At 73.2% G+C, this 19,098-nt stretch carries 16 protein-coding genes, 1 tRNA gene and 2 pseudogenes; 9 read left to right on the top strand and 10 right to left on the bottom strand.

The features are described from left to right. Positions 1 to 55: 55 nt before the first annotated feature. Positions 56 to 393 (bottom strand): annotated as a pseudogene (locus FYW95_RS27915) (MFS transporter); the annotation flags it as partial. Between the two features lie 145 nt (positions 394 to 538). Here FYW95_RS27915 and FYW95_RS00325 point away from each other — a divergent pair. Further along, the gene (locus tag FYW95_RS00325) at positions 539 to 1,036 is read left to right on the top strand and encodes a 2-thiouracil desulfurase family protein (RefSeq protein ID WP_159941034.1); all 498 of its coding nucleotides are present in this window, start codon (positions 539 to 541) and stop codon (positions 1,034 to 1,036) included. Positions 1,037 to 1,061: 25 nt separating this feature from the next. On the opposite strand, the gene FYW95_RS00320 is transcribed toward FYW95_RS00325, so the two are convergent. Both FYW95_RS00320 and FYW95_RS00315 read right to left on the bottom strand, forming a co-directional pair. Further along, the gene (locus tag FYW95_RS00320; RefSeq protein WP_159941032.1) at positions 1,062 to 1,601 is read right to left on the bottom strand and encodes a dihydrofolate reductase family protein; all 540 of its coding nucleotides are present in this window, start codon (positions 1,599 to 1,601) and stop codon (positions 1,062 to 1,064) included. Continuing rightward, the gene (locus FYW95_RS00315; RefSeq protein WP_159941030.1) at positions 1,598 to 2,530 is read right to left on the bottom strand and encodes a helix-turn-helix domain-containing protein; all 933 of its coding nucleotides are present in this window, start codon (positions 2,528 to 2,530) and stop codon (positions 1,598 to 1,600) included. The genes FYW95_RS00320 and FYW95_RS00315 overlap by 4 nt, the downstream gene beginning before the upstream one ends. Positions 2,531 to 2,695: 165 nt before the next feature. On the opposite strand from FYW95_RS00315, the gene FYW95_RS00310 reads away from it, so the two are divergent. The 6 genes from FYW95_RS00310 (at position 2,696) to FYW95_RS00285 (ending at position 7,700) form a co-directional block, all read left to right on the top strand. Beyond that, positions 2,696 to 2,769, top strand: a tRNA-Pro gene (locus FYW95_RS00310). A gap of 231 nt (positions 2,770 to 3,000) precedes the next feature. Further along, entirely contained in the window at positions 3,001 to 3,687 is a 687-nt protein-coding gene (locus FYW95_RS00305) for a Crp/Fnr family transcriptional regulator (protein WP_159941028.1), read from the top strand. Between the two features lie 138 nt (positions 3,688 to 3,825). Beyond that, on the top strand, positions 3,826 to 4,560 hold the full coding sequence (locus FYW95_RS00300; protein ID WP_159941026.1) for a hypothetical protein: 735 nt from the start codon (positions 3,826 to 3,828) through the stop codon (positions 4,558 to 4,560). Next, positions 4,553 to 6,163 (top strand): hypothetical protein, encoded by a 1,611-nt coding sequence (locus tag FYW95_RS00295; RefSeq protein WP_159941024.1) that lies wholly within the window; start codon positions 4,553 to 4,555, stop codon positions 6,161 to 6,163. The genes FYW95_RS00300 and FYW95_RS00295 overlap by 8 nt, the downstream gene beginning before the upstream one ends. Next, complete coding sequence (locus FYW95_RS00290) at positions 6,160 to 6,726, top strand: hypothetical protein (RefSeq protein ID WP_159941022.1); 567 nt, start codon at positions 6,160 to 6,162, stop codon at positions 6,724 to 6,726. Before FYW95_RS00295 ends, FYW95_RS00290 begins: the two co-directional genes overlap by 4 nt. A 56-nt stretch (positions 6,727 to 6,782) precedes the next feature. Then, positions 6,783 to 7,700 (top strand): hypothetical protein, encoded by a 918-nt coding sequence (locus tag FYW95_RS00285; protein ID WP_159941020.1) that lies wholly within the window; start codon positions 6,783 to 6,785, stop codon positions 7,698 to 7,700. A gap of 59 nt (positions 7,701 to 7,759) precedes the next feature. Here the strand turns inward: FYW95_RS00285 and FYW95_RS00280 are convergent, their stop codons facing one another. Next, positions 7,760 to 8,116 (bottom strand): cupin domain-containing protein, encoded by a 357-nt coding sequence (locus FYW95_RS00280; RefSeq protein ID WP_159941018.1) that lies wholly within the window; start codon positions 8,114 to 8,116, stop codon positions 7,760 to 7,762. 159 nt (positions 8,117 to 8,275) lie between these two features. On the opposite strand from FYW95_RS00280, the gene FYW95_RS00275 reads away from it, so the two are divergent. Together FYW95_RS00275 and FYW95_RS00270 are read left to right on the top strand one after the other, a co-directional pair. Continuing rightward, positions 8,276 to 8,938, top strand: a complete 663-nt coding sequence (locus FYW95_RS00275) for an esterase/lipase family protein (protein ID WP_159941016.1) — start codon at positions 8,276 to 8,278, stop codon at positions 8,936 to 8,938. Positions 8,939 to 9,092: 154 nt separating this feature from the next. Further along, positions 9,093 to 9,773, top strand: a complete 681-nt coding sequence (locus FYW95_RS00270) for a flavin reductase family protein (protein ID WP_201294573.1) — start codon at positions 9,093 to 9,095, stop codon at positions 9,771 to 9,773. Positions 9,774 to 9,799: 26 nt separating this feature from the next. Here FYW95_RS00270 and FYW95_RS00265 read toward each other — a convergent pair whose 3' ends face one another. From FYW95_RS00265 to FYW95_RS27510, 6 genes and pseudogenes are all read right to left on the bottom strand, one after another. Then, positions 9,800 to 13,102: a right-handed parallel beta-helix repeat-containing protein gene (locus tag FYW95_RS00265; protein ID WP_159941012.1), complete on the bottom strand. Its 3,303-nt coding sequence runs from the start codon at positions 13,100 to 13,102 to the stop codon at positions 9,800 to 9,802. Between the two features lie 73 nt (positions 13,103 to 13,175). After that, positions 13,176 to 14,780: a hypothetical protein gene (locus FYW95_RS00260; RefSeq protein ID WP_159941010.1), complete on the bottom strand. Its 1,605-nt coding sequence runs from the start codon at positions 14,778 to 14,780 to the stop codon at positions 13,176 to 13,178. A gap of 45 nt (positions 14,781 to 14,825) precedes the next feature. Beyond that, positions 14,826 to 15,188 (bottom strand): hypothetical protein, encoded by a 363-nt coding sequence (locus FYW95_RS00255; RefSeq protein WP_159941008.1) that lies wholly within the window; start codon positions 15,186 to 15,188, stop codon positions 14,826 to 14,828. Positions 15,189 to 15,228: 40 nt separating this feature from the next. Beyond that, a complete protein-coding gene (locus FYW95_RS00250) occupies positions 15,229 to 15,510 on the bottom strand; it encodes a YbaB/EbfC family nucleoid-associated protein (protein WP_236567634.1) in 282 nt (93 codons plus the stop codon). Next, positions 15,455 to 18,172 carry a hypothetical protein gene (locus tag FYW95_RS27910; protein ID WP_236572028.1) on the bottom strand — a complete coding sequence of 906 codons (2,718 nt, stop codon included), beginning with the start codon at positions 18,170 to 18,172 and terminating at the stop codon, positions 15,455 to 15,457. The genes FYW95_RS00250 and FYW95_RS27910 overlap by 56 nt, the downstream gene beginning before the upstream one ends. Before the next feature lie 31 nt (positions 18,173 to 18,203). Then, positions 18,204 to 19,098: pseudogene (locus FYW95_RS27510) on the bottom strand (hypothetical protein); the annotation flags it as partial.

Raw genomic sequence — 19,098 nt, 5'->3', positions numbered from 1 at the left:
CGACGGCGGAGGGGGCGTCTCCCGTGTGGGACGCCCCCTCCGCCGTGTCCGGTCAGGGCGGGGCCAGCAGGAACGGCACGCGCCACCCCCCGGTCCCGCATGGACTCCGCGCCGATCAGCAGGCTCGTCGCGGTGACGACCGGCGCTCCGCCCACGTAGCCGCTGACCGTGCCGAACTCCAGCCAGGACGCGCTTGCGGCCGATCCGGTCGCCGAGCGGGCCGAAGAACGGGCCGTCCAGGGGGCGCGCCGGGAACACGGCGGCGAACGTGGTGAAGGCGGCGATGAGCTGGGCGGCCTGGGTCCGCCCCGGGTAGGACACCAGCCCGATGGTGGCCGCCAGGCAGCTGTAGACGCCGAGGTCGTACCACTCGGTCGCGCTGCCGGTTCTGGCCCTGTGACCGCGACTCGCTCACGTACCCTCCTCGCTGGACCCGTCCAGGTGTGTCCCAGACGGGCGTCCGATCACCCGGAGCGGGGAAAGGCGTGGTTCGCCCGTGTCGCCGCCCGGTAGCGTGAGGGGGACGGGAGGGGATGCCGTGCACAGGGTGCTGGTCAGCGCCTGCCTCGTGGGGCGCCGCGTGCGCTACGACGGGCGCGCCAAGACGGTGGGGGACGCCGCGGTCGACCGCTGGCGCGAGGAGGGGCGCCTCGTGGTGCACTGCCCCGAGGTGGCGGGCGGCCTGCCGGTGCCCCGTCCGCCCGCCGAGATCGAGCCCGGCGCCACCGCCGCCGAGGTGCTCGCCGGACGGGCGCGCATCCTCACCGCCGCCGGGGAGGACGTGACCGCCCACTTCGTGGCCGGGGCCCGCGCCGCCCTGGCCACGGCCCGGGACCGGGGCGTGGCGGTGGCCCTGCTCAAGGAGTCCAGCCCCTCGTGCGGCCTGCACCGGGTCTACGACGGCACCTTCTCGGGGGGCACGCGCCCCGGGGAGGGGGTGACCGCGAGGCTGCTGCTGGAGCACGGCGTCGCGGTCTTCAGCGAGAACGAGGTTCCCGCCGCCGCCGAGCACCTGCGGCGGCTGGAACGGGGCTGAGGGCGCCCCGCGGGGCGCCCCCTCCTCACGGACGCACCACCTCGTAGCGCGCGCAGGCGAAGTCCCCGGCGCGGTGCACGTCGAGCACCCGCAGGTCCACGCGCCCGGCCATCAGCGGGGCACCCGACCCCAGGGTGACCGGTGCGATGGACACGACCACCTCGTCGAGCAGGCCCAGCCGGGCCAGGGACGCGGCGATCCCGCCGCCGCCCACCACCCAGACGTCGCGTCCTCCGGCGGACGCGACCACCCGCGCGTGCAGGTCGCGCAGCTCCCGGTCGGTGTCGGCGCTGGCGAAGCGCAGGTCGCCCTCCACCCGCGGCAGGTCGCGGTGGGTCAGCACCCAGGTGGGCGCCTGGTAGGGCCAGGGCTTGTCGCCCTCGTGGCGCAGGATCCACTCGTAGGTGCTCGCGCCGGTCACGATCGCACCCGCCCCGCGGATGAAGTCCTCGGTCTCGTTGAGGGCGTCGCCGCCGTCGGCGGCGAAGAGCCACTCCAGGGAGTGGTCCTCGGTGGCGATGAAGCCGTCCAGGCTCGTCGCGGTGTTGTAGACCGTCCTGCTCACCGTGTACCTCCGTCGTGGTGTCGGTCCTGTAGCCAGGCGATGGGGTCTCCCTCGTCGACCTTCACGCCCTCGGCGCGCAGCATGTGGCGCACGAGCTGCCTGCGGTGCGCGGAGAAGGTCAGGACGTGCGCGACGACGCTGCCGAGGACGAAGCTCTCGGGCGGGTCGCACAGGGCGTCGACCAGCCGGTCGCCCCAGGCACCGCGGCGGCCGATGTCCTCGACCGCGGCGATCCAGCGGGCCCCGGCGTCGGCGTGCCGTTCGGTCAGCGCCGCCGCGTCGTCCGCGCCGCGCCCGGGCAGGTCGGCGCCCTCGATCGAGGCCAGCCACACCTCCTTGGTCCGGACCAGGTGGTCGAGCACGGCGGCGACCGACTCCTCGGGGCCGTCCCACTCCAGGACGGTCTGTCCGGGCGCGCGGACGCGCCGGTAGGCCTCCTCCGGCAGCGTCGCGGCCAGGCGGAGCAGGCGGGCGGTGTCGTCCACGTCGTGGTGGACCTGCAGGGCGGTCACGTCCATGCCGGGCCGGTCCTTCGGTGCGTCCTCGACCCACAGGTGGACCGGGGGGTGGAAGTGGATGCCGTTGGGCGCGGGCAGCCAGGTGCCGCTGCCGGGTGTGGTGGTGCTGGGCGGATAACCGAAGGCCCGTCCGAAGGCGCGGGTGAACCCCTCGACGGACTCGTATCCGGCCGCGAACGCGGCGTCGGTGACGCTGCTGCCCTGGCCGATCTGCCAGGCGGCGCGCTCCAGCAGCACGCGGCGGCGCAGCGCGACCGGGGACTCCCCGGTGTCGCGGGTCAGCCTGCGGGAGAAGTGGAACGGCGAGGTGTAGGCCTGGTCGGCCATGTCGGTGAGGCGGGTGTTGTCCTCGGCCAGGACCGCGTCGAGCAGCGCGCGCAGGCGGTCCCGCCCCTGGGTGGGCTCGGTCATGCGACCAGTATGTTCGGGGAGGGGGTGCGGGCGCCTGACCGTTCTTGCGCACCCGGGGCCTCCAGCGCGCCGGGGCCGCCGCACCGTGACCGTGGTGCGGGCGCCGCCGTGGATGCGGTAGAGTCTTCCCGTCGGCGGGGCCGGAACGGCCGCCCGCGCGGCACACGGGACGTAGCGCAGTTTGGCAGCGCACTTGACTGGGGGTCAAGGGGTCGTGGGTTCAAATCCCGCCGTCCCGACAGAGCAGTAGCAGGTTAGTGAGGGGTCCACCCGAGGGTGGGCCCCTTTCGTCGTGCCGACGGTCGACCGCCCTCCGCCGCCGAGCCGCACCGGAACCCGCCGGCCCCTTGACGGTAGGTCCTGTCATGTGACGTCACCTTTGGGCAACGCCCTGCGCGATCCGCGGACCCCGGGTCCGGTGTCACCCACCATGGTTGCGTGATGCCGGGTTTTCCTCGGAGGTGCGAAAGGTGGCAAGGCAGGGTTTTGGCGGCCTTCTGGGCGACGCCCAGTGGGAGTCGCTGCTGCGGGCCGGATCCGTCAGGGTCCACTCCGAGTCCGACTGTGTCATGGAGCAGGGGAAACGGGACGACACCGTCCATCTCCTGGTCAGGGGCAGCGTCAAGGTCTCCGTCCTCATGCGCGAGGGGGTGGAGACCCCGATCGCGGTACGCGGCCCGGGGGAGGTCCTCGGCGAGATGTCGGTCATGTCCGGCCTGCCGCGTACCGCCACGGTGCGCAGTACTCGCGAGGGCTGCACCACCCACGTGATCAGGGGGAGGACCTTCCGCCACCTGATCCGCAGCATGGACCTGGACCGTGCCCTGTGGGAGCACAGCGTGCGCAGACAGCAGGAGAGTGAGGCGCTGCGAACCCAGATGGCCGCGCTCACCTCGCGTCAGCGGATGGCGGAGACGATGATCAGGCTGTCCACGCCGCTGGCCGCCGGTGACGGCGGGGAGCGCGGAATCGAACTGCACCTGACCCAGCGCGAGCTCGGCGACGCCCTGGGGCGTTCCCTGTCCTGGGTGCAGGGAGAGCTTCGGAGGCTGAGGGAGGAGGGGGTCGTCTCCACCCGCCGCAGGAAACTGGTGATCCACAGCGCGGAGGAGCTGCGCCGAGCGGCGGACGCGGCCGAGGGACAGCCCACCAGCTGAATTCCGGGCGCACCGGTGAAAAACGGTCCCCCGAAAGCACACTTCTGGGTATTGGCCCCTGGCACACCGGGTGTGATGGGACCGCGTTGCCACACGGGGCAACGCGAGCCCACTCGTTTCCAGGAGTCCACACCCACCATGGCGAAGATTCCTCGCCGGGACCGGCGCACGAGCCGTCCGATGCCACCCTTCCGCGCCGTGCTGGCGCTCGACGCGGAGGGGTTCTCCCGCACGTCCTCCGCCCACCAGAAGATCCTCAACATCACTGTGCGGGACGTCCTGGAGGAGGCCTTCGGCCGCTCCGGGCTCGGCGATCTCTGGCACCGCTGCTCGTTTCCCCAACACACCGGGGACGGCTACATGGTCGGCGTTCCGCCGGAGTACCTGCCTCTGCTCATCCACCCCCTGATGGACGAACTCCAGGGGGTGCTGGACGACGCCCAGCCCCATCTGGCCTTCGAGGACCGCGAGTTGCGCCTGCGCATGCGCGCCGCCCTCGGGCTGGGGCCGCTGCCCGACAGCGGCGGAGCCGAACCGGGGGACGGCATCGGCACGGCGATGACCGACACCCACCGCCTGCTGGACGCTCCCGCGCTGAAGGAGGCCCTGGCCGGTGCCGATCCCGACATCACCCTGCTCGTCGTGGGACTGACCACGCGCGCCTACGAGGACGCCGTGCTCGGCGGCTACACCCTCCTGTCCCCCCGCGCCTTCAGCGCGATCGAGGTGGCTCACCCGGCGAAGGGCTATCGGGCCGCGGCACACCTGCGCGTGCCCCGGCCCTCGTCCTGGTCGGCGGACGCGACCGCGGGTCCGGCCACCGCGCCGATCCCCACCGGGCACGTCGTGTTCGAGGCGGTGCGCCGTGGCTGACACGGTCACCGTTCCCCTGGACCCCGTCCCGGAGCGCCCGGAGTTCGCGGCGGACCCTCCCCGGGGCACCTCCCCCGAAGTCACCCGCCGCCTGTGCCTGGGCGCCTATCTCGACCGCGTGTTCCGCGACACCGTCGTCCGCCGGATCGTGGAGGAGCCGGAACGCGTCACCGCCCCCTCCTACGGGTTCGACGCGGTCCCCGTCGTCGCGCACTGCCTGAGGGCGCGGGAGATCGACCAGGAGTTCGCCCGTAGGGAGGCACAGGCCCAGGTGCTGGGGGTGGTCGCGCTCATGGCCTTCCTCGTGTGGCTGGTGCTCGGACTCGTCGACGCGTTCGTCATGGGGCGCGGTCCGGTCTGGCTCGTCCTGCTCACGGTCGTCGTGTGCCTGGTCGCCGTCGCTCGTGCCCTCCCCTGGTTCTTGGGAGGAGAGCTGGGACGGGACGCGGCCCGGCTCGTGCGCTCCGTGGACGACCGTCTCTTGCCCGGACTGGCGCGCAGGGCCCACCGCCGCCGCGTGCTGCGGATCCTGGCCGAGGAGCTCAGTGAGGAGACCTTCACCGGCCACACCCCCAAAGGCGTTCCCACGCGCCATTCCCCGCTCCTGAGACGGATAGCCCGGGAGCAGTACTCCTCCCTGACCGTCTACAACCCCTCCGACCCCTTCCTCGGCGCCGGACAGCCCCTGAGGCAGTGGACCCTGGTCCAGGAGCTCCGTCGGCGCGAGGGCGGGAAGGCGCTGGAAGCGGACGGGCCGCCGGACGAACGCGTGATCATCGACCTGGTGCGGCCCCAACTGGAGGCCCTGTCCCGGTCCGCGGCCGAGAGCAACCGGGACCGCCTCGGCGCGCTGGAGGTAGCCGAGTGCGTGTACCTGCCCGGCCCTCTGCCGCACGGGTCCGACCGCAGCCGGCTGCCGACCGGTACCGTCCAGGACGACGGGGTGGCTCACCACATGAGGGCCGCCGTCGGCGAGGGCGGGGAGGGGCGCCGCCACTTCCTCCGCATCCGCGTGGCCGGGTGGGACGAGCACGTGGTCATCACCGTCTTCGTCCGGGTGCACACCCAGGGCGGGATCCTCCTGCTGGAGGTGGCCCCCCACGTGCTGGCGCCCCTGGGACTGGAGTTCACGGTCATGGCCGCGCTCGTCGACGCGCTCACCTCGGGTGTGGACACGGACTCCGACACGGAGGCGTGGCTGCGACGGGAGCGGGGGCTGCGGGGGCTCGGAGCACTCCTGCCGCCCCCCGCACCGTTCCGGGAGGCCCACCGCGACGGGCTCGGACGGCGGGTCCGGGGCCCCTCCTTCAGCATGCGGGAGTACACGGCCACCGGAGAACTGTCCCTGTTCCAGCGGATGGACGTGGTCCGCTACGTCAAGACCCTCCAGGCACGCATCGGTGAGGGGGTCCTTCAGGCGCTCCGGGCGGCGGGCTACGAGACGGACGAGTTCCAGAGGCAGATCGTCAACATCGGCGAGGGCGGCGTCTTCGTCGACGGATCGGTGAACGGTGGCGCCATCGCCACGGGCGAGAACTCCCGTGCCGCGGACAACTCCTCGCGGCGCGGGTCCGACGACAACGGTAAGGGAGCCACACCATGACCCGAGACGCGCAGATCCCCGGCGAGGACGAGCGGCGACCAGCCCCCGGAGGGATCTACGTCGTCGGTTCCATGACCGGCGGCGCCGTGGCGACCGGACCCCGGGCGCGGGCCGAGGACCGCTCCCGGAGGGAGGGCGCGCCCACGGAGGCCGAACTGACCCCGCCCGGGGCCCTCCCGGTCTCCATCCCCCCGGGGCAGGTACTGGTGGGCGGCCACATGACCGGAGGCGCGGTGGCCTCCGCGGAGGACGCCGAGGCGATCGACTCCTCGGTCCGCCTCAGCGGCACCTCCGCGCGCGTGCTGACCGGACTGGCCGAGGTGCGCCGTACTCTGGCCGACTCGGGGCGGACGTTCGAGTCCGCGGCGGTCGACGGCGAGCTGGCCCGGGCCCAGCAGGAGATCGAGGACGCCGGAGAGGTGCGTCCAGGGATCCTGCGGCACCTGCTCTCCCTGCTGCGCGGCGGCAGTGCGCTCCTGGAGGGCATGGCGCGCGACAGCGGCGCGGTACGTGACCTCTACGGCTTCCTGTGCGCGTTGGAAGCCCCGCGTGGACAGGACTGACGGACACGCGGCCCACGGCCGCCACGGCGAGAACCCCTCTGGAAGGAAGACATGCGATGACCGACAGGCCCGTCTGGGACGATGACCGCCAGCGCTGGCGGCGCCCCCCCGAACAGCCCCTGAGCGAGGCCGAGGAGACCCGTCCTCCGCTGGGTGCGGCGGTCGGGATCACCGCGGTCGCCCTCGCGCTGGGAACGGCGTCGGCGGCCACGGCGCAGACAGGGGACCAGCTCCCGCCCCTGGCCGACGCCCCAGCGGGGTCGGAGACGTGGGAGGCCGACCCGGCCGACGGCGGGGAGTGGAGTTCCGACGAGGAGGACTTCTCCCGCGTGCCCGATCCGGAGGAGCCCGGGGAGGGGGCGCGGGAGGAAGCCGGTGCACGGGAGACCGTCGGCGGCGGGAGCGGAGCGGACGGCAGGGGTGGCGACGGAGGATCGTCGGAGACCGACTCCCCGGACGAGCCCCCGGCGTCTGCTCCCGAGGGCGAGGAGGAGCCCACGGAGGAGCCCTCGCCCACCGAACCGGACCTCGGGGACGCCTCGCCCGAGGTTGTGGGGTTCACCTTCCTGGCCGAGGACGACTCCTGGGAGTTGGCGGAGGAAAAGGAGGAGGAGTGGGTCTTCACCCGGGTCGACGATGACCGCTTCCGGGTGGTGGTCCTGTGGACGCCGGGCGGCGATGAGGCCCTGTCCGACCTCCTGGAGGAGCGGGTGCGCGTGCCCGCCCGTGCCGAGGAGGGGTTCGAGGAGGTCTTCGCGGCGCCGGAGGAGGAGTGGCGGCAACGCGAACCGGCCTTCGAGTACCGTTCCGGCACGGACCCGGTCGAGCATGTACTCGCCACGGCCTTCAGCGAGGGCGCAACCGCCTTCGCGGTGATCTCCCGGGGGCCCGCCGAGGAGGGGAGGGAGGCCGTGGAGGAGAATTTGGACGGCGCGGTCGCCTCCTTCCGCGGTGGGGAGGAGGGCGCCCACTGAACCCCGTACGGGCCGCCCCGTCCGGGGCGGCCCGTACGAGCATCGCGCCGACCGCGCGGTCAGGAGCCCGTCGCGGACGAGTGGTAGACCTTGCGCAGGGTCTCGTGCACCGTCCACGTGGTCCGGTCGCCCTCGCGCAGCAGGCCCACGTCGCCGGGGCCGAACTCCAGGGTGGGGCCGCCCTCGACCTCGACGGTCGCCCGACCGGAGAGCACGACGAACATCTCGTCGGTCTCGGTGTCGGTCACCACGCCGGGGGTGATCTGCCAGACGCCCCGGCTCTGGGTGCCGTCGGCGGACTCCCACAGCACCGCCGAGGTCACCACGGGATCGCCCGCCACGATCTGTGCGGGGTCGAGCGGGTCGGGGGAGAGCGCCGCGTCGGCGACGTGCAGGGAGAGGGGCTTCGTCGTCATGGCGGACACGCTAACCGGCCCCGCGCCGTGCGGCGGGGGGCAGCGTGTCAGTGATGCGGGCCGGGTTCTGACGGAGTGGCACCCGACGCGTGGTTTGCCGGATGCGCACCGCCGCGGAGCCACGGAGAATCATGGTTCCCTCACCGAAAGGAGCCACCGATGCGGTTCCTCCTCGCTCCCGTCCTGACCGCGCTGGTCCTCGTGTCCGTGTTCGCACTGCCCGCGCAGGCCCGGGAACGCGATCCCGTCCTCTTCGTGCACGGGTACAGCGGCGACGCCACGAACTGGGACGCCTTGATCGACGACCTGACCCGGCACGGGTGGGCCCGCGACGAGCTGTACGCGATCAGCTACGACTACGACGCCTCGAACAGGCAGACCGCCGCACTCATCGACCGGGAGGTCGACCGGATCCTGGCGGAGACCGAGGCGAGCCGGGTCGACCTGGTCGCGCACTCCATGGGCAGCCTGTCCTCGCGCTGGTACCTGCGGTTCCTCGACGGGCACGAGAGCGTCGGTGACTGGGTCTCCCTGGCCGGGCCCAACCAGGGCTCGACCGTGGAACTGCCGTGCGTGCGCACCTCGCCCTCGTGCCAGGAGGTGGTCGTGGGGTCGGACTTCCTGGCCCAGCTCAACGCGGGCGACCCCACCCCGGGCGGCGCGCGGTACACGACCCTCCGCTCGCTGTGCGACCTCGTCGTGCGCCCCTCGCTCAACGTCACCCTGAACGGTGCCGACAACCAGCGGGTCGGTTGCGTGGGGCACACCGCCTTCCTGAGGGACGCCGAGGTGGCCGGGCGGGTCCGGGCCGCCCTGTCCTGATCCGTCGCCAGCCCGGCGGCCGCGCCCAGGCCGCCCCTCCGGTGGGCGGCACCCGGCACCCGGTGAGCGGTCCGCCACGTCCCCGGGCGCGGGCCGCCTCACGGGCACCGCACTTGGGTCGGGGGCGAAGTGCCACGGCTCCAGGATGGTCGCCATGACTACCGCACACACGGACACGTCCTCCGCCGGTACCGGCCACGTGGCCATCGAGCCGAGCATCCTGTACTTCGGAACGCCGGTCGTGCTCCTGTCCACGGAGAACCCCGACGGAACCTTCAACCTCGCCCCGATGTCGTCGGCGTGGGCGCTGGGACGCCTGGTCGTGCTCGGCCTCGGAGCGGGCGGCCAGACGGCCCGCAACCTCGCGGAGCGGCCGGAGGCGGTGATCAACCTGCCCTCGCCCGGCCAGTGGCGGCACGTGGAACGGCTGGCGCCACTCACCGGCAGGTACCCGGTACCGGAGGACAAACCCGCGGGCTGCCGCTTCGAGCCGGACAAGTTCGCCGCCTCGGGGCTGCTCCCCGAGCCCTCGCTGGCGGTCCGGCCGCCGCGGGTGGCCCGGTGCCCGCTGCAGCTGGAGGCCCGGGTCCAACGCGTGCGGCCGGACGGGTCCGGGGCCTTCGTCATCGCCGAGGCCCTCGTGGAGAGGGTGCACGCCCACCCGGACATCGTCGTACCCGGTACGCAGCACGTCGATCCGGACGCCTGGAGTCCGCTGGTCTACAACTTCCGCCACTACTTCGGGCTCGGCCCCGAACGCGGCTGCTCCCACCGCAGCGAGACACCCCGCGGAGGCGGCGGCGCGCCGCGCGCCGGTACGGCCGGAGCGCCGTAGGCGCCCGGTACGGCGCCGCCTCCGGGTCACGGGGCCGGGATGTCCTCGGGCAGCAGGGTGGTGAAGTCCTCCCGGGATGCGTTCGCGGCACCGTTGACCAGCCGCCCCGCCTGGCGGGTGATCATCCGCTCCATCACCTGGCGCGCGTAGCGGGCGTTGCCGAAGTTGGCGTCGCGCGCGATGCGGGAGAAGTGCTCCAGCAGCGCCGCCGACGTCGGCGGCGCGCAGGTGTAGCCCGAGCCCCGCGCCATGCGCTCGACGATGGTCACCAGCTCCTGGTCGCTGTAGCTCGGGAACTCCACCCGGTGGTTGAACCGTGAGGCCAGACCCGGGTTGGAGTCCAGGAACCGCTGCATCTCGGCGGTGTACCCGGCGACGATGACCACGACCTCGTCGCGGTGGTCCTCCATGAGCTTGACCAGGGTGTCGATCGCCTCCTGGCCGAAGTCGTTGCCCGCCGAGCGCGGCGCCAGGGTGTAGGCCTCGTCGATGAACAGCACCCCGCCCCGGGCCCGCTCGAACACCTCGGCGGTCAGCTGCGCGGTGTGGCCCACGTAGCGCCCCACCAGGTCCGAACGGGCCGACTCCACCACCTGGCCGCCCGGCAGCACCCCCAGGGTGTGCAGCAGGCGCCCGTAGAGCCGGGCCACGGTGGTCTTACCGGTACCGGGGGGACCGGCGAAGACCAGGTGGTGGCTCATCGGCGCCACCGGCAGCCCCATGGAACGCCGCTGCTCCGACATCAGCAGCAGGTTGGCCAGGTCGTTGACGGTCTCCTTCACCGAGGCCAGCCCCACCATGGAGTCCAGCTCCTCGCGCAGGGCCGCGATCCGGTCGCCCCGGCTGGGTGTGTCCTCCTCCTGGGCCGCCGCGCCCAGGTCCTCGGGCAGCAGGAGGGTGAGCGACTCGGGGTCGTCGGGGGAGGACCCGCCGAGGCGGAACGCCTGCCGGTCGATCATCTCCTCGAACACCTTGCGGGCCTCGCGGCCGTTGCCGAAGGCCGGGCCCTTGGGCACGCGCTCGAAGTGCGCCCGGAGGGCCTCCAGGGTTTCGGGGGCCATCCGGTAGCTGTGCGCCTCGCACATCCGGCGCACGATCTCCACCAGTTCGTCCACCTCGTAGTTGAGGAACTCGATGGTCTTGCTGAACCGCGAGGCCAGGCCCGGGTTGGCCGCCAGGAAGCGGTCCATGTCCTCGGTGTACCCGGCGACGATGACCACGACCTCGTCGCGGTGGTCCTCCATGAGCTTGACCAGGGTGTCGATCGCCTCCCGGCCGAAGTCGGGGCCGCTGCCGCCCTCACCGCCGCTGGAGAGCGTGTAGGCCTCGTCGATGAACAGCACGCCGCCCTTGGCCCGCTCGAACACCTCGGTGGTCTTGATCGCGGTGCCGCCCACGTACTGCGAGACCAGGTCGGCGCGCGCCACCTCCACGACGTGTCCGTAGCGCAGCACGTCCAGTTCGGCCAGGATCTGGCCGTAGAGCCGGGCCACGGTCGTCTTGCCGGTGCCCGGGGCGCCGCCGAAGACCAGGTGCCTGCTCATCGGCGGTGTGGGCAGCCCCATCTCGGCGCGGCGCTGGGCCATCTGGTTGCGGGTGACGAGGGTCCTGACCTCGTGCTTGACGTTGCCCAGGCCCACCAGTGCGTCCAGTTCCAGCATCGGACCCGTCTGTTCCCCGGGGTCCTCCTCCGCGGGCGGGGGAGCGGCGGGCGCGGGGACCGGGGTCCCGGCCAGTTCGCCGAAGGCGTCCGGCGCACCGTTGCCGTGGCTGAGCAGCTCCTCGGTGCGCACGCGTTCGCTGGCCACGGTCTGGCGCAGCCCCGAACGGCCGTTGGAGCGGACCGAGCAGTCCTCCACCGCCACGTCCTCGGTGGAGTGCACGAGGATGCCGTCGGCGCCGTTGCCGAACACCTCGCAGCGTCGCAGCGTAGCGCTGGCCCCGGCCGCGACCAGGACGCCGTTGCGCCGTCCGTCGTAGACGCGCGTGCGCAGCACGGTGATCCGGCCGCCGCCGCGCACCGCGATCCCGTCGCCGGTGCACCCGGACACGTCGCAGTCGCGCACGTCGGCCTCGCCCCCGGAGCCCACCGCGATCCCCGTCTCGCGGCTGCCCGAGATCTGCACCCCCTCCAGCTGCGGGTGCGCCTCCTCCTCCACGGACACCGCGCTCTTGCCGGTGCGCTCCAGCGTCACGTCCTCCAGGCGCCCGCGCGCGCCCCGGCCGAACACCACACCCTGGCCCCGGGTGTCGGTGATCGCCGTCGCGCGCAGGAACGGCGTGCACGCGCCGACCACCACGCCGGGCCCCGTCGTGCCGGTGACCAGACCCCGGTCGAACTCGGCCGCGCTGTCGCCCTCCAGGCGCAGCCCGCCGCCGCCGCGGACCGACAGTCCGAGGAAGGCGGTGGAGGCCCGTTCCTCGGCGAGCACCGCGTCCTTGCCCGCCTCCTCCACCTCGCAGTCGGTGAAGACGCCGCGGGCCCGCCCCCACACGTGGATGGCGGCCTCCTTGGCGCGCACCACGCGCACCCGGGCCACCTGGGGATCGGCGCCGCTGTGGACGGCCACCCCGCGACCGCCCGCCTCCTCGACCACGCAGTCCTCCACCACCGGCCGGGCGCGGCTGGCCAGCACCAGGCCGTCGCCCTCGACGCGGTGCACGCGCAGGCCGCGCAGGAAGGTGGCGGCGCCGTCCTCCAGGGCCACCGCGGGCTTCTTCGTCCCGGTGATCTCGCAGTCCTCGATCGACCCGGCGGCCTCCCCGCTGGCGAAGACGCCGTTGCCCCCGGCGTCGCGCAGCACGCAGGAGCGGATCGCCGGCCGTCCCCGCTCACCGATCACCAGGGCGCTGGTGTCGACCTCCTCGACCACGCAGTCCTCGACCGTGCTCGGCCCGGCGGAAGTGATCACGATGCCCGCGCCGGCCGAGCAGGTGACCCGGCTCTCGCGCATGGCGAGCGCGCCGGTGCCGCGCACCGACACCGCGGTCCACGCGGCGCCGTCCACCTCGCAGTCGGCCATCTCCACCTGCCCGGCGGGGATGTCCACCGCGGGGTGCTCGGAGTCCCGGCCGCGCAGCACCAGCCCGGAGAGCTTGACCGCCTCGGCGCCCGAGACCACGGCGCTGCGGGAGGAGGCGATGACCTCCACGCTGCCGCGCCCGTCCCGGGACACCAGGGTGAGCACCTTGCGCAGGACGAGGCTCTCCTCGTAGCGGCCCGGGGCGATGGTGATGAGCGCGCCTCCCCGGGCGGCCTCCACCGCGGCGGTGATCGTCGCGTGGCCGTCCCGGCCCTCCGGGTCGACGGTGAGGAGCTGCCTGGTCATCGTTGCCTTCCTCTGTTCTGGCCCGTTGGGGCCGCGTGGCGGCGGGGCGGCACGGCCGCCCCGCCGATGGGGGTCAGGAGCAGGACGCGCGTACGGCCGAGGCGGCCACGTGCGCGCTCGTGTGCTCCTGGTCCGCGAGGGCGTTCGCGCCCGCGTTGGTGAGCTGGACGGTGAACTCCTCCGCCGGTGAGGTGAACCCCGTCACCTGGACCCAGCCGCCGCGGACCTCGGACTGGTCGAAGCCGAAGACGGCGGCGGCCTCCCCCTCGGCGGCTGAGCCGGGGAAGATCTGGTACCGGGCCTCCCCGGAGGCGACCCACAGCGGGCTCTCGTCGTCGGGGACGTGGACGTAGAGGTCGCACACGGCCCCGGCGCCGCCGGGGGCGAAGGTCCAGGCCGCGTACTGGCCGTCGCCGCGTTCGGGGTCGCCCGAGACGGGGATCGCCTCATAGCCGCCGTCGCAGCCCTCCTGCGCGTACCCGCCGGGGCGGGTGGCCCAGCTGGTGGTCCCCTCGGCGCTGTCCCAGCGCCCCTCCCGCGTGTAGGAGGCCCCGGGGGTGGTCAGGCAGCCGGGCCCGGCCACCGCCAGGTAGGGCTCGGGTTCGGTGGCGGCCTGGGCGAGGGCGTTCTCCAGGACCGAGCCGTCGTCCTCCGGGGGCGAGGTGAGCGTCTCGGGGGCGGCGGCGTCCTGGGGGCCGGGGGCGGCGCCCTGCGGCTCGGTGCCGTTCTGGGCCTCGGCACCGGTCTGGGTTTCGGTGCCGGTCCGCGGGTCCGGAGCGGTGTCCCCGGTGGCCTCCGCGCCGCCGGCGTCCTGCTCCTGGGCGTCCGTTCCGCCGTCGGTCCCGGTGGCGGGGTCCTGCTCGGTTCCGCCGGGGGTGTCCTCCCCGGGGGCGGCGTCCTCCCCGGAGGCGGGGACGCCTTCGGGTTCCCCCTCGACCGGGGGAGTGTCCCCGTCCGGTTCCAGGTCCCGTCCGACCGTCTCCCCGGCGGCGTCCGGGGTCCCCCCGGCGTCCCCCGCCGGGGCCTGCGGGTCGCCGGCGGCGGTCTCCGCCGTCGGACCGCCGCGTTCGGCGGGGCTGGTCTCGACCGCGCCGCCCCGGGCGCCGCCGTCGGTTCCCGGGTCGGGCAGGGAGGGGGCGGGGCCGCCGTCCTCGCGGATCTCCGGCACGTACCCGCCCGTCTCGGCGGGCGGCGGCTGGGGGGCGGTGGTCGTGGCCGTCCCTCCGGCGGAGGCGTCCGCGGCCGCGCCCTGCGCCTGGGCCTCCGGGACCGGTCCGGGCCCCGGGCCCGCGGCCGTGTCCGCGCCGAAGGACAGGGGTGAGGCGTCCAGTGTCAGCGCCGGGACTCCCGTGGTCACGGCGAAGGGCGCCGCGACGAGCAGGAGTCCGGCGATGGCCGCTCCGGCCAGGAGGGGCTTGCCCGGCCGGTCCAGCGGTTCGGCGGCCGCGGGGACGGAGCCCGCGGCGGCCTCGGCGAGGGTCCCGCTGATCCGCGGCGCGGGCGGCTCCTCCGCCGGTGCCTCCCGCGGGTCGGGGGACTCCGGGACGGCCCCGTCGGCGGGCGCGGGACGCACGGTGCGCGGCTCGGCGGAGGCCCGCTGGCCGGCCTCCCCCGAGAGCGCGGCGCGGAAGTCCGCCGCGGCCTCCTGGGCCTTCTGGGCGTGGGGGTTGTCAGACATCGCCTCTCCTTCGGGGGGCGCGCCGCCGGGCACCGGGGGCGGGGGTCATCTGCGGCCTCCGGAACCGGGTCCGGTGCCGGGGTGCACACGCGAGGAGATGTCCACGTTCTCCTCCTCGGCGTTGCCGAAGTTGCCCGCCGTGCGCATCGTGCGGTCCGCCGCGTCGCGCTGCGCCCTGACCAGGAAGTCCAGGTACGTGCGGAAGTTCTCCTCCAGCGGGACGAAGATCTTCGCCATCTGCTCGGCGTACTCGCCCTTGGTGCCCCAGGGAATCCCCATGGCGGCGCGGGAGGCGGTGTACCAGGCGTTGATCTCGTCGGTGTAGTCGGCCGCGTCGTGGATCCGCGAGCCGTCCCTGTTCATGCCCTCGGGAAAGGCGGAGAGCCCCTTGCCGGGTTCACTCGTCACGGTCGTTCTCCTTGGTGCGTGCGCGGGTGCGCGGCAGGTCTCACTTCAGGTCGTCCAGGGACACGCCCATCCGGCGGAGGACCTCCTCGGGGTCCAGCTCCCCCCGCATGGCCGCGTCGGTGTCGATCTCCTCCGGAACGAAGGGGTGGTAGGCCTGCGCCACCCGTTCGGCCATCTGCCGCCGGGCGCGATTGACCACGTCGGTCACCGCCGAGGCCAGCTCGGCCGGGGCCATGTCGCGGTAGGCCTGGGTGTGGAACTTGAGCTCAATCAGTTCGCCCGTCGCGTCCACCTTCGCCCCCACGAGCCTGTTCTTGGCCACGACCTCTTCGGTTGCCGCCTCCAGGCTTGCGCTTGCGTCCGCGAGCTGCGCCATCGTCGTGTGAAGTCGTGCCAACTCCGCTTCCATCTGCGCCCGCATCGATGAACTCATGGCGCGTGGTTCCCTTCTTGTTCTGTCCGGGTACGGGTCGCCCGAGCACGGACCTGTGCTTGTCGTTGGCGGTGCCCCAGACCCGCTCGTCCTCGCTGAGCCAGGTGGAGCGCTGCCGGTCCCGGTTGGAGTCGCCGCCCCCCATGCCCCCGCCCATGCCGCCCATCATGGGCGGCATCATCGGCATGGAGGGCGCGGTGGCGTCGGTGCTGGTGGCGGCGGAGGCGTTCTCGCCGCCGGTCTGGGCCCCCGGGCCGCCGCCCGCCTGGAGCTGGCTCCCGTTCGGTACCGGGTTGTTGAACAGCGCGGAGCGGTCGACCGTGCGCGGAGCGCCCCCCGTGCCGCCGCCGGACGATCCGTCGTCGGCGCCGCCGAAGTTGAGTCCGTAGGGGTCGGAGCTCTCCAGGCGCGGGATGCCGGAGGTGGGGTCGGGCCCGGGGCCGGAGACGTCGAAGCCCGTGGTGATCGGCTCGCCCGTCTCGGGGTCGATCGGGTAGGGCAGCCCGGTCTCCGGGTCGACGACGTAGGGCTCGCCGGTGATCGGGTTGATCCCGGGGCCGTCGGAATCGGAGCCGAAGTTGGTGCCCAGACCGGGGTCGTCCGTCACCAGGTCCGAGTAGTCCGGCGGCTGGTAGCCGGAGCCGTCGCCCCCGGGACCGTCGAGGTCCAGGGGTTCGCGGGTGGCGGGGTCGATGGGGGTGAACTCGCCGGTCCCGGGGTCGTAGGTGACCGGCTGTCCGGTGATGGGGTCGATGAGGTCGACCTGGCCGGTGTCGGGGTCGTAGTTGATCGGGAGGCCGGTGTCGGGGTTGTAGGGGAGTCCGGTGTCGGGGTCGAGGGGGTAGGGCTCGCCGGTGTCCGGGTTGAGGGGTAGGCCGGTCGCCGGGTCCAGTTCGACGGAGGGGAAGTTGGTGTTCAACCCGGGGCCGGAGCCCCGGTTGCGTCCGTTGGTGCTGCCCGGGCCCGAGACGGGCGGCATGAGGCCGCCGAGCGGCGGCACGCCGCCGCCGGTGCCGCCGATACCGTCCCCGGTGTCGAAGTTGGTGTTCAGGCCGGGGTCGGAGGAGACGAGGGGGATGTTCGTTCCGGCTCCGCCCGGGCCGTCGCCGCCTCCGGGGCCGGTGAGGTCCAGAGGGCTGCCGTTGCCGTCCAGGCCGTTGGGCGCGTCGTTGGTGCCGAGGCCGGACAGGTTCAGGGGAGTGTTGTTACCGCCGAGGTCGTCGCCTCCCGGACCGGTGAGGTCGAAGGGGGTGGTGTTGAGTTCCGGGCCGCCATCGCCGTTGCCACCGCCACCCCCGTCGCCGGGGCCGTTGACGTCCGGCGGTGGGTTGTTGTTGAGGAGGTTCCTGAGCCAGTCGGGGGTTCCGTCCCCGTCCCCGTCGCCGGGGCCGTTGACGTCCGGTGGCGGGTTGTTGTTGAGGAGGTCCTTGAGCCAGTCGGGGGTTCCGTCCCCGTCGCCGGGGCCGTTGACGTCCGGCGGTGGGTTGTTGTTGAGGAGGTCCTTGAGCCAGTCGGGGGTTCCGTCCCCGTCGCCGGGGCCGGTGGGCGACGAGTAGCCCGGGGGCAGGCCGCCGAGCGGTTCGCGGATCGGCACCAGGTCCACCGAGGTCTGCTGGTAGTGCGACAGCATCGTGGTGTACAGGTCGTTGGCCGCGGTGATGACCGGTTGGTAGTTGTCCAGCCAGCGCTTCTTCAGGACCTGGTTGACGTTGTGGTCGGTGATGGAGTCACCGACGATCCCGTACGTCGGCGGGTCGGCGTGGTACATGATCGCGAACTGTCCGCGTTCGGAGTTCCAGACCTCCGACCCCGCGGAGACGTTGTTGTACCAGTTGTCGAGCGTCGCCTTGATCGTGTTGTTGGCCCCGCTGAACGCCTTGTCCCGGGCCTCGACCAGGGCACTGAGCTTCTCCAGCAGGGGACCGCGCAGGTTGTTGACCTCGTTGTGGAAGCGGTGCAGCTGCATGCTCAGGTCGGACATCCGCATGGCCAGGTCGTACAGGCGCGCGGCGAAGGCCGCGGCGGCCGAGCCGCGCATGGCGCTCTCGGGGACGTCGATGCTGTGGTAGGCCTGCAACAGCCCGGAGTCCTTGCTCCCCACGTAGGTTTCGAGGAAGTCGTCCAGGCTCGCCGCGTTCACCGACACGTCCCAGATCGTGCTCTGGTCGTAGCTGGTGGAGGCCAGGTCGCCCGTGGCCATGGCCGCGACGCCGACCAGGTCGTTCAGGCCGTTCAGGAACTTCCTCTCGGGTGAGTCGTCACCCGTCCACAGCTGGTCCTGCATCTTGTAGCCGGCGTAGTCCCACCGCGTGCCGTAGATGGGCGTTCCGCCGTAGGTGGTGGCCACCGGCACGTTGTGGCCGTAGCGCCACCAGCGGTCCACGTTCGCGAAGTCGAACCCCTTGATGAAGTGGTCCGTGCGGTAGAAGTGGTAACGGCCCAGGTCGACCCAGGGCGGGTCCATGATGGTGCTCATGGCCGGCATCGGAGGGTGTTTCCCGCCCTCCTCCTTGTCGGCGAAGATGTTCAGGATCTCGTGCAGTTCCGGCATGGCCTCCTCCTCCCGCTCCCGTGCCGCCGTCCTAGGGCTTCTCGGTCGTGCCGCCGCCGGAACCGCTGCCCGCGGACGGCGTGCCGATGATGGCGGCGACCTCCTCCGCGGTGAGCTTCTGCTCGTCCTCCAGGTCCATGAAGACCCTCATGTTCGTGCTGAGCCGGTCCTCGACCAGGAGGAGTTCGCTCTCCATGTCGGCGAGGATCCGGTAGAGGGTGCCCATGGACGTGTCGATCTCCCCGGCCACCGTGCCCGCGATGGGGAGGTACTTCGCGTTGCCCAGGAGGATGAGGTGGCCCGTGCCGCCGCTCTCCGAGCCGGCCGAGGCCTCCCCGTACTTGGCGAACTTCATCATCATCGTGCTGACCTCCTCCCGCAGCGGCACCACGAACTTGTCCCGGAACTGCGTCAGCCGGTCGAGGTCGATCGCGGTGCCCTCGTCGCCGCCGTTGCCGGAACCGGATCCTGAACCGTCGCCGTCCGTCTTCTCGCCCCCGCCCGGTCCGTCGCCCGTGCTCTCCGTCCCGGGGCTCACGGCCCCGGTGGGGGCGAAGGAGGTGAAAGCGCTCCGGGGCCTCGCCACCGTCGGCGGCGGGTCCTGGTCTGGGGCCGGGTGGGAGGTGCCGGGGTTCGGGTCGGGGTTCGAGGAGGTGTGGACGGGCTGGGGTGTGTCGGGGGTCGGGTTCCCGTCCTGTTCCGTCTCCTCCAAGTCGGACTGGCCCGGGGCGGTGCGGCTGTGGAGGGTGACGCCGTCCGCGGGGGTCTCCCCGGGGACCGGATTCCCGTCGCTCTCCGTCGTCGGCGGCGGGTCCTGGTCTGGGGCCGGGTGGGAGGTGCCGGGGTTCGGGTCGGGGTTCGAGGAGGTGTGGACGGGCTGGGGTGTGTCGGGGGTCGGGTTCCCGTCCTGTTCCGTCTCCTCCAAG

It is taken from the genome of Nocardiopsis sp. FR4 (genome assembly GCF_009830945.1).
GTDB lineage: Bacteria > Actinomycetota > Actinomycetes > Streptosporangiales > Streptosporangiaceae > Nocardiopsis.
This window is presented reverse-complemented; position numbering and strand designations above follow the sequence as displayed.